At 72.1% G+C, this 8359-nt stretch carries 8 protein-coding genes; 4 read left to right on the top strand and 4 right to left on the bottom strand.

Annotated elements, in window-relative coordinates; all coding sequences use genetic code 11:
* Positions 1–113 precede the first annotated feature (113 nt).
* A complete protein-coding gene (locus tag ACWF94_RS25805) occupies positions 114–1190 on the bottom strand; it encodes an alkene reductase (protein WP_453493045.1) in 1077 nt (358 codons plus the stop codon).
* A 149-nt stretch (positions 1191–1339) separates the two neighbouring features.
* On the opposite strand from ACWF94_RS25805, the gene ACWF94_RS25800 reads away from it, so the two are divergent.
* Positions 1340–1831, top strand: a complete 492-nt coding sequence (locus ACWF94_RS25800; RefSeq protein WP_453493043.1) for a MarR family winged helix-turn-helix transcriptional regulator — start codon at positions 1340–1342, stop codon at positions 1829–1831.
* A 162-nt stretch (positions 1832–1993) separates the two neighbouring features.
* On the opposite strand, the gene ACWF94_RS25795 is transcribed toward ACWF94_RS25800, so the two are convergent.
* Together ACWF94_RS25795 and ACWF94_RS25790 are read right to left on the bottom strand one after the other, a co-directional pair.
* Positions 1994–3040: an aminotransferase class V-fold PLP-dependent enzyme gene (locus ACWF94_RS25795; RefSeq protein ID WP_453493040.1), complete on the bottom strand. Its 1047-nt coding sequence runs from the start codon at positions 3038–3040 to the stop codon at positions 1994–1996.
* A gap of 254 nt (positions 3041–3294) precedes the next feature.
* Positions 3295–4029: a DsbA family oxidoreductase gene (locus ACWF94_RS25790; protein WP_453493037.1), complete on the bottom strand. Its 735-nt coding sequence runs from the start codon at positions 4027–4029 to the stop codon at positions 3295–3297.
* A 203-nt stretch (positions 4030–4232) separates the two neighbouring features.
* Between ACWF94_RS25790 and ACWF94_RS25785 the strand changes: the two genes are divergently transcribed.
* On the top strand, positions 4233–5675 hold the full coding sequence (locus tag ACWF94_RS25785; RefSeq protein WP_453493034.1) for a peptidoglycan D,D-transpeptidase FtsI family protein: 1443 nt from the start codon (positions 4233–4235) through the stop codon (positions 5673–5675).
* Positions 5676–5793: 118 nt separating this feature from the next.
* On the opposite strand, the gene ACWF94_RS25780 is transcribed toward ACWF94_RS25785, so the two are convergent.
* Positions 5794–6462, bottom strand: coding sequence for a GntR family transcriptional regulator (locus ACWF94_RS25780; protein ID WP_453493048.1), 669 nt, complete (start codon positions 6460–6462; stop codon positions 5794–5796).
* A gap of 388 nt (positions 6463–6850) precedes the next feature.
* Here ACWF94_RS25780 and ACWF94_RS25775 point away from each other — a divergent pair, with 388 nt between their 5' ends.
* Entirely contained in the window at positions 6851–7675 is an 825-nt protein-coding gene (locus tag ACWF94_RS25775) for an NAD-dependent epimerase/dehydratase family protein (protein WP_453493031.1), read from the top strand.
* A 221-nt stretch (positions 7676–7896) separates the two neighbouring features.
* Positions 7897–8359: TerD family protein (locus tag ACWF94_RS25770; RefSeq protein ID WP_453493028.1), on the top strand; the 463-nt coding region annotated here is incomplete at its 3' end.

Below are 8359 nucleotides of genomic sequence, written 5' to 3'. Positions count from 1 at the left end.
GTTCGTCTGCCCGACGACCTGACTTGCCCCCCCCCTCCGCCGGCTCCCCTCGCCCCCCCGGGCGCCCCCAGCACGGGCAGTGCGCCCGGTGGCCTCGGCGTGGCCGCGCGGGCTCAGACCGTGCTCAGCACCGGGTAGTCCGTGTAGCCCTTGTCGCCGCCGCCGAAGAACGAGGCCGGGTCGGGGGCGTTGTAGGGACCGGCGGTCCGCAGCCGGGCGGGCAGGTCCGGGTTGGCGAGGAAGAGCGCGCCGAAGGAGATGACATCGGCCAGGCCGTCCTCGATCAGCCCCAGGGCCGTGTGATCGGTCGGACCGTCCGTCGACGGGTTGAGGATGATGGTGCCGTTGTACTGCTTGCGCAGCAGCTCCGTCACCTCGCGGGCGTCGGGGGTGTTCTCGGCGATATGCAGATAGGCCATCCGCAGCGGCTCCAGCGCCTGGGCCAGCGCCGGGTAGACATCGTGGGGGTCGCTCTCGGCGATGTCGTTGTGGGGGTTGGCGGGCGAGAGCCTGATACCGGTCCGCTCGGGGCCGATGGCCCCGGCGACGGCCTTGGCCACCTCGGTCGCGAAGCGGATGCGGTTCTCGACGGAGCCGCCCCACTCGTCGGTGCGCAGATTGGTGTTGGACGCGAGGAACTGCTGGATGAGATAGCCGTTGGCGCCGTGCAGTTCGACACCGTCGAATCCGGCGTCGACGGCGTTACGGGCACTGTCCACGAACTCCCCGATGACCGCGGGGATCTCGTCGGCGGCCAGTTCGCGCGGGGCGAGGAAGTCCTTGGGCCCTTCGTGGGTGAAGAGCTGGCCATCGGCGGCGACGGCGGAGGGCCCGACGCTGGCCCGCCCGTCGGGGAAGAGCGACGGGTGGCCGATGCGGCCGGAGTGCATCAGCTGGGCGAAGATCTTTCCACCGTTGCCGTGTACGGCATCGGTGACCCTGCGCCAGGCCGCGACCTGTTCGGCACTGTGCAGCCCCGGGGTGTCGGGGTAGCCCTGACCGGTGACGGACGGCTGGATGCCCTCGGTGATGATCAGCCCGGCGGAGGCGCGCTGTGCGTAGTACTCCACCGCGGATTCGGTGGGCGAGAGGCCCTCGCCGAAGGCCCGGCTACGGGTCATCGGCGCCATGGCGATACGGTTCGCCAGCCGGCGCCCGGAGAGGTCGAACGGGTCGAAAGCGGTGGTCATCGGGGCTCCCGAAGATATATGTGGTCGGCCAAGCAATTGATCCGGGAGCCACTGTAACGCATTTACTTGGCCGACCAAGGTAAAATTTCCGCAAGGGCCTCCGGCAGTCGGGAGACACTGTCCGGAACAGTCCCCACGTAGGAGGCGCGATGAAGTCCGAGAGCGTGGCCGACCTCGGCTGTGCGGCGGCCATGCCGAGCTGCTCCCTGGCCGGGCCGGTCAGCCAAGCCGTCTCCCGGGTGGCCCGGCTGTACCGTATGGCGGCGGCCAAACAGCTCCGGGGGCTGGGGCTGTATCCGGGGCAGGAGCTGCTCATGATGCACCTGTGGGACGCGGGTCCCGTGCGCCAGTCAGAACTGATCAAGGTCCTGGACCTCGATCCCTCCACGGTGACGAAGATGCTCCAGCGCCTGGAGCTGGCGGGCCATGTCAGCCGCCGCCCCGACCCGTCCGACCGGCGTGCCGTCGTCGTCGAGGCGACGGTGGAGAGCTGCGGGCTGCGCGATGCGGTGAAGGACGCCTGCGAACAGCTGGAACAGCAGACGCTGACCGGGCTGGAGGAGGGTGAGCGGGCGGAGCTGATCCGGCTGCTGGAGAAGGTGGAGGGAAATCACTGCGGGCATACGGCGGGCTGCGAGTAGGCGGCTCGCCCCGGAGCGGCGGGGGCGGGGGTTCCGCACGGGCGCCGGCTCTGGCCGAGGGCTCCCGGCCGAGGGCCCTCCTCGGCCGGGGCAAGGCCCTTCACCCCCAGGTCCCCGGGTCCCGCCCCCGGGTCCCCAGGTCCCAGGCCCCGCGCACCCTGGTCAGCCCGCCAGCACCTCCAGTGCACGGTCCACGTCCGCCGTCGCGTTGTAGAGGTGGAAGGCCGCCCGCAGATGGCCCGCACGCTCCGAGACGGCGACTCCCGCGCGGGTCAGCTCCGGGACGCGCCCGCCCAGCCCCGGCACGGCGACGATCGCCGAGTCGCCGGGCAGCGGCTGATGCCCGAGGGCCCTCAGGCCGTCCCTGAATCGCCGCGCGAGACCCGTGGCATGGGCGTGGACCGCCGCCACCCCGATCTCCTCCAGCAGCTCCAGTGACCGCCGCGCCCCGTGGTACGAGAGAAACGCGGGCGGTTCGTCGAAGCGGCGGGCCGAGCGGGCGAGGTGCTCGACCGGCCCGTACACGGTGCCCCACAGTTCCTCGGAGGCGAAGGTTCCGGCATGGATGGGTGTCACCGTCGTCTGGGCGTCCTCGGTGAGCGTGAGGAAGGAGACTCCACGCGGGCACAGCAGAAACTTGAAACCGCCCGTGACGGTGAAGTCCCAGTCCCCCGCGCTCAGCGGCAGCCACCCCGCCGACTGGCTTGCGTCGACGAGCGTACGGGCGCCGTGCGCGGCAGCCGCCTTCCGTACGGCGGCCAGATCGGCGATCCGCCCGTCGGACGACTGCACCGCGGAGAAGGCCACCAGCGCGGTGCCCGGACGTACGGCGTCCGCGAGGCGCTCCAGCGGGGCGTAGCGCAGGACGAGATCTCCGCGTACGGCGAACGGCGTGATGACCGAGGTGTACTCCCCCTCAGGGAAGAGGATCTCGGCGCCGGGCGGCAGTGAGGTCGCGATCAGGCCGCAGTGCACCGAAACCGAGCCGCCGACGGCGACCCGGTCGGCGTCGACCCCGGCCAGCCGGGCGAAGGACCGGCGGGTCGCGGTCACCGCCTCGAAGTCACCCGATCCGCCCGGCCGCCCGGCCGCCAGTTCGCCGGCCAGCGAGCCGATGGCGGCGACGGCGCGCGCGGGCAGCAGTCCGCAGACGGAGGTGTTGAGATAGATCCCGCCCGGCCCGAACTCGCCACCGCCCAGAGTCTCCATCCCCTCACCCTGCGGCGCTCCCCGCGCGCGGTCAACCGCGCCGCACCGACCACGGAACGGCCCGGTGAGGCCCCACCGGGCGCCGAGGCATCCCGGCGCGGTCGGCGGAATGAGGCGCGGTAGGAGGCGGGACCGGACTCCTTCGACGGGACCCGGCGCGGACAGCGGATTCAGGTCCGGTCGGCGGGGCCGGGTCCGGGGCGGCCGGCCGGCGGCTGCCGGGCATGCGCGCCCGGACCCGGATGCCCGCCCGGCTAGCGCTGAGGGACCTCGCAGGAGCCGTCGGAGTCGCAGGCCGGAGCGTCGGCCGGAGCGGCGGCCGGGACGTCGGCCGGGGCGGACTGGCTGCCCGCGCGGCCCTGCCACGCCTGGTCGAGGGCCTGGGTGAACAGCTCGGCGGGCTGGCCGCCGGAGACGCCGTAACGGCGGTCGAAGACGAAGAAGGGCACCCCGTTGGCGCCCAGCTCGGCGGCCTCCCGCTCATCGGCGCGGACGGCGTCGGCGTAGGCGGTCCCGTCCGCGAGGACCGCGCGGCTCCCGGCCTCGTCCAACCCGGCATCGACAGCGAGGGCGACCAGGACCTCGGGGTCGTAGACAGACCGCTCCTCGGCGAAGTTGACCCGGTAGGCGAGGTTCAGCAGCTCGTCCTGGCGCCCGTGCGACCTGGCGAAGTGGAGCAGGCGGTGGATGTCGAAGGTGCTGCCGTGGTCGCGGCCCTCGGTGCGGTAGCCGAGGCCCTCGGCGCGGGCGCTCGACGCCACGTGCTCCTCCATGGCCAGCGCCTCCTCGCGGCTGCGCCCGTACTTCTGGGCCAGCATGTCGACAACGGCCGCGGTGTCGCCCTTGGCGCGGTCCGGGTCCAGCTCGAAGGAGCGGTGCACCACCTCGACCTGGTCGCGGTGGGCGAACACCGCGAGTCCCTTCTCGAAGCGTGCCTTCCCGATGTAGCACCAGGGGCAGGCGATGTCGCTCCATATCTCGACGCGCATACTGACTCTCTCCAGGGTTCTGACCAGGGGCGGGGCACATCGCCCACCATCAGGGGAACGCACGGGACGCCCGACGGATTCCACCGGAGTCGATCAAGATCCATCACCGCGTCCGTCCGGGCGGGCCGGGGGTGAGATGAGGAACAGCTGAGAATCGGGAAGGGCGGGAACGGCCCCCGCGGTCCCGTTCGTCTTCTCCTGGGATGAACAAGACGATCAGAAGAGCCGGAGTCTTCAGCCTCGTGCTGGTCCTCGCCGTGCTGGTGCGGGCCACCTGGGTCCAGACGTACGACGCCAAGGCACTCGCGGACAACGACAAGAACCGGCGTACGGTCATCGATCAGTACGCGCAGCCGCTGGGCGACATCGTCGTGGCCGGTGCGCCGGTCACCGGCTCGACGGCGACGACCGGCAGCGATCTCGCGTACAAGCGCACCTACACCGAAGGCGCGCTCTACGCGGCCGTGACCGGCTACAGCTCCCAGGTGTACGGGGCGACTCAGCTGGAGGGCATCCACAGCGACGTCCTGGACGGCACCGACACCCGGCTGACGAACCCCGTCGACGCCCTGACCGGCAAGCAGCAGGAGCCGGGATCCGTGCTGACCACGATCGACCCCGACGTGCAGCGGGCCGGCTACCGGGCGCTGGGCGACGCCAAGGGCGCGGCCGTCGCGATCGACCCGTCGACCGGGCGGCTCCTCGGGGTGGTCAGCACACCGTCGTACGACCCCGGGACCATCGCCGGGACGGCGGACGCCTCGACCTGGCGGAAGCTGCTGGACGACCCGGACAAGCCGCTGGTCAACCGCGCGCTTCGGCAGCCGCTGGCACCCGGTTCGACCTTCAAGCTGGTCGTCGCCGCCGCGGCGCTGGAGGACGGGAAGTACGGCTCGGTGGACGAGGCGACCGACTCCCCCATGCCGTACACCCTGCCGGACAGCACCCATGTGCTGCCGAACGACATTCCCTCGGCACCCTGTGAGAACGCCTCCCTGCGCTCGGCCCTGCGGTGGTCGTGCAACAACGTCTTCGCGAAGCTCGCCGCCGATCTGGGGCAGGACAAGGTCCGGGAGATGGCCGAGGAGTTCGGGTTCAACGACGAGTCCCAGGACGTACCGGTGCGGGCCTACCCCAGCGTCTATCCGCGCGATATCGACAGATCGTCGACGGCGCAGACCGGTATCGGCCAGTTCGATGTGACGGCCACCCCGCTCCAGATGGCCATGGTCTCCGCCGTGATCGCGAACGACGGGGTGCTGAAGTCGCCCCATATGGTGTCCAAGGTCGTGGACTCCGGCGGCACCACCCTCGATTCGTACGAGGACGCCCCATCGAAGCGGGTCGTCTCCGCCGACACGGCCGAACAGTTGCGCAGCGCGATGGTGACCGTCGTGGAGGACGGCACGGGCTCGAACGCGCGCGTCGACGGCGCCGAGGTGGGCGGCAAGACGGGCACGGCCCAGCGCGGCGAGAACAACAGCATGACGCCGTACGCGTGGTTCACCTCGTATGCGAAGGCGGACGGCAAGGAGGTCGCCGTGGCGGTGCTGATCGAGGACTCGGGCGGTCCCCGCTCGGAGGTCAGCGGCAACGGTCTGGCCGCGCCCGTCGCCCAGAAGATGATGGCCGCGGCACTGCGATAGCGCCGGACCGGACCGGACCGGCCCGTTCCGCACCCGTACCGGGGCGCGGCGGTGTCCCGGGAGGGCCTGCGGGCATCCCGGGGAGGGAGCGCTGCGGCCTCCCTTAAGGGTGCACGGCTCAGCCGCCCGCCGTCTCCGGGAACGCCCGGTGGACGAACCCGGCGATGTGCTCGTGCAGGGCACGGGCCGCACCCCGCGCGTCGCCGTCGAGCGTCAGCCGCAGGATCTCCCGGTGCTCGGCGGCCTCGCGCTCCTCGGCCGGGCCGGCGGCCCAGACGACGGCGGAGACCAGTGCCGCCTGATCGCGTACGTCGTCGAGCATCCGCACGAGCAGCGGATTGCCGCAGTGGGTGTACAGCGCGCTGTGGAAATCCCGCCCGGCCAGACAGCGTTCGGCGGTGCCGGTGGCCTCGTCGGCCCGTACGAGCGCCTCCCGCGCCCCGTCGAAGTACGGCCCGGGGTCCGCTCCCCGCGCCGCCAGCCGCTCTACGGTACGCCGCAGCGCCTCGGGTTCGAGCAGCAGCCGTACGTCGTACACCGCACGCGCCATGGCCGCGTCCACGGTGCGCACGGTAACGCCCTTGTACTGGCTCATCACCACCAGACCGGTGCCCGCGAGCGTCTTGAGCGCCTCGCGCACCGGCGTCTTGGACACCCCGAACCGCGCCGCCAGTTCCGCCTCGACCAGGGCCTGTCCCGGCCGCAGCCGCCCGGTGAGCACCGCGTACTTGATCTCGTCGAGCACATGCTGGGTCCGGGACGGGATCGGGGCGAGGGCGAAGGGCATCGGCACGCTCACGTTCTCCGGTTCCCTGATATGCGATGAGACACGACGTGGGCCCCGACGCTAGGCCGACCCCGCGAACCCCGTCAAGGACTGGACCATTCCGCCCCGGGGCGCGGCTCCCTCCGCCCCGCCCGGGGGCATCACCGAGGCGCATCCCCGGGGGAGTTCGAGCCGCCGAACCCCCGTACCGCACGGGGACACAACCGCCCCCGCCGCGCGACACTTGACCGCGCCCGCGCCACTGCCCACCATCGGCCCTGTCCAAGCCCGTGCCCGGACCCCGACAAGCCGACGACCGAGCCCGGGCCCACGCCCGGTCCCACGCCCGAGCAGACACCCCGGCCCCGGGCCCACGCCCAAGCCCACCGACACTCCGAGGAGCCCCCTCATGCCCTCTCCCCGCACCGTCCTGCTCACCGGCGCCGCCGGCGGACTCGGCACGCTGATGCGGGGGCTGCTGCCCGCGTACGGCTATGAGCTGCGGCTCTTCGACGCCACCCCCATCGAGGGAGTGCCGGACGCGGTCACCGCGAATCTCAACGACAGTCAGGCGCTGCGGAAGGCGGTCCGGGGCGTGGACGCGATCGTCCATCTGGCGGCCATCTCCGTGGAGGCCCCCTTCGAGAACATCCTCCGGTCGAACATCGAGGGGACTTACCACCTCTACGAGGCCGCCCGCGCCGAGGGGGTCGGCCGGGTGGTCTTCGCCTCCAGCAACCACGCGGTCGGGTTCACCCCGCGCCCGCGTGGCGGGGCCCCCGTCGCGCCGGACGAGCTGATCCCCATCGACACCCCGCGCCGCCCCGACACGTACTACGGCCTGTCCAAGTGCTTCGGCGAGGATCTCGCGCAACTGTGCTGGGACCGGCACGGGGTGGAGACGGTGTCGGTGCGCATCGGCTCCTGTTCGATGGAGCCGACGACGGTACGGATGCTGTCGGTCTGGCTGAGCCCCGGCGACTGCGCCCGGCTCTTCCACGCGGCGCTGACCGCGCCGGATGTGGGGCACACCGTGGTGTACGGGTCCTCCGCCAACACCCGGCTGTGGTGGGACCTCACCACGGCGCGCGCCCTCGGCTACCGGCCGCAGGACGACTCGGAGCAGTACGCCCCGAAGCTCATCGAGGAGCAGGGGGAGCTGGACCCGGACAATCCGGCCCATGCCCGGCTCGGCGGCGACTTCGTCACCGACCCGCCGCGGTGGCCGTGCTGAACCGCGCCCGCCCGTTGCGGCCACCGCTCGGCAATCCCCCGGCCACCCCTCGGCTATCCCCCGCCACTCCTCCGCGAACACCCCCGGCCGGCCCTCCGCGAGCACCCCTCCCGGTCACCCGGGGACCCCTGCCCACCTGAGCGATCCGTGGCATGGCCGGGGGGCGGGAAAGGCGGGCGAGGTAAGGGAACGGCAAAGCGCCCTCGCTCGTTACCTCTGGCATGACAGCTATGACCCCCGGCTCGAACATTCCTCTTTCCGCCGTCCGCGTCACGGTGGACGTCGCCGCTCCGGTGCGGCTCGACGTATCGGGCCTGCTGCTCACCGCCGACGGCAAGGTGCGCTCCGACGACGATTTCATCTTCTACAACCAGCCGACGGGCCCCGGCGTCGCCTATCGCTCCGGCGGGGGCAGTGCCCCGGACGCGATCGTGGTGGACACCTCCGCCGTCCCGCCCGGCATCGAGAAGATCGTCGTCACGGCCAGCCCGGACGCGGCCGGACAGACCTTCCAGGGCGTCGAGCCGACCGCGACGGTCCGCAATGCCGACGACGGCTCCCCGCTCGCCACCTTCACCCCGCCGCAGCTCGGCTCGGAGACCGCGCTGGTCGTCGTGGAGATCTATCTGCGCAACGGCGCGTGGAAGGCCCGCGCGGTCGGCCAGGGCTATGCGAACGGGCTGG

The organism is Streptomyces sp. NPDC055078 (genome assembly GCF_053607985.1).
Note: the sequence above shows the minus strand (reverse complement) of the source record. Positions and strands in the feature narration are given on the sequence as shown.

Bases quoted from the DNA above. Each gene is read 5' to 3' on its own strand.
- ACWF94_RS25800 (WP_453493043.1), top strand. From the start codon at position 1,340: ATGAAGTCCGAGAGCGTGGCCGACCTCGGCTGTGCGGCGGCCATGCCG.
- ACWF94_RS25775 (WP_453493031.1), top strand. From the start codon at position 6,851: ATGCCCTCTCCCCGCACCGTCCTGCTCACCGGCGCCGCCGGCGGACTC.
- ACWF94_RS25790 (WP_453493037.1), bottom strand. From the start codon at position 4,029: ATGCGCGTCGAGATATGGAGCGACATCGCCTGCCCCTGGTGCTACATC.
- ACWF94_RS25795 (WP_453493040.1), bottom strand. From the start codon at position 3,040: ATGGAGACTCTGGGCGGTGGCGAGTTCGGGCCGGGCGGGATCTATCTC.
- ACWF94_RS25805 (WP_453493045.1), bottom strand. From the start codon at position 1,190: ATGACCACCGCTTTCGACCCGTTCGACCTCTCCGGGCGCCGGCTGGCG.
- ACWF94_RS25780 (WP_453493048.1), bottom strand. From the start codon at position 6,462: ATGCCCTTCGCCCTCGCCCCGATCCCGTCCCGGACCCAGCATGTGCTC.
- ACWF94_RS25785 (WP_453493034.1), top strand. From the start codon at position 4,233: ATGAACAAGACGATCAGAAGAGCCGGAGTCTTCAGCCTCGTGCTGGTC.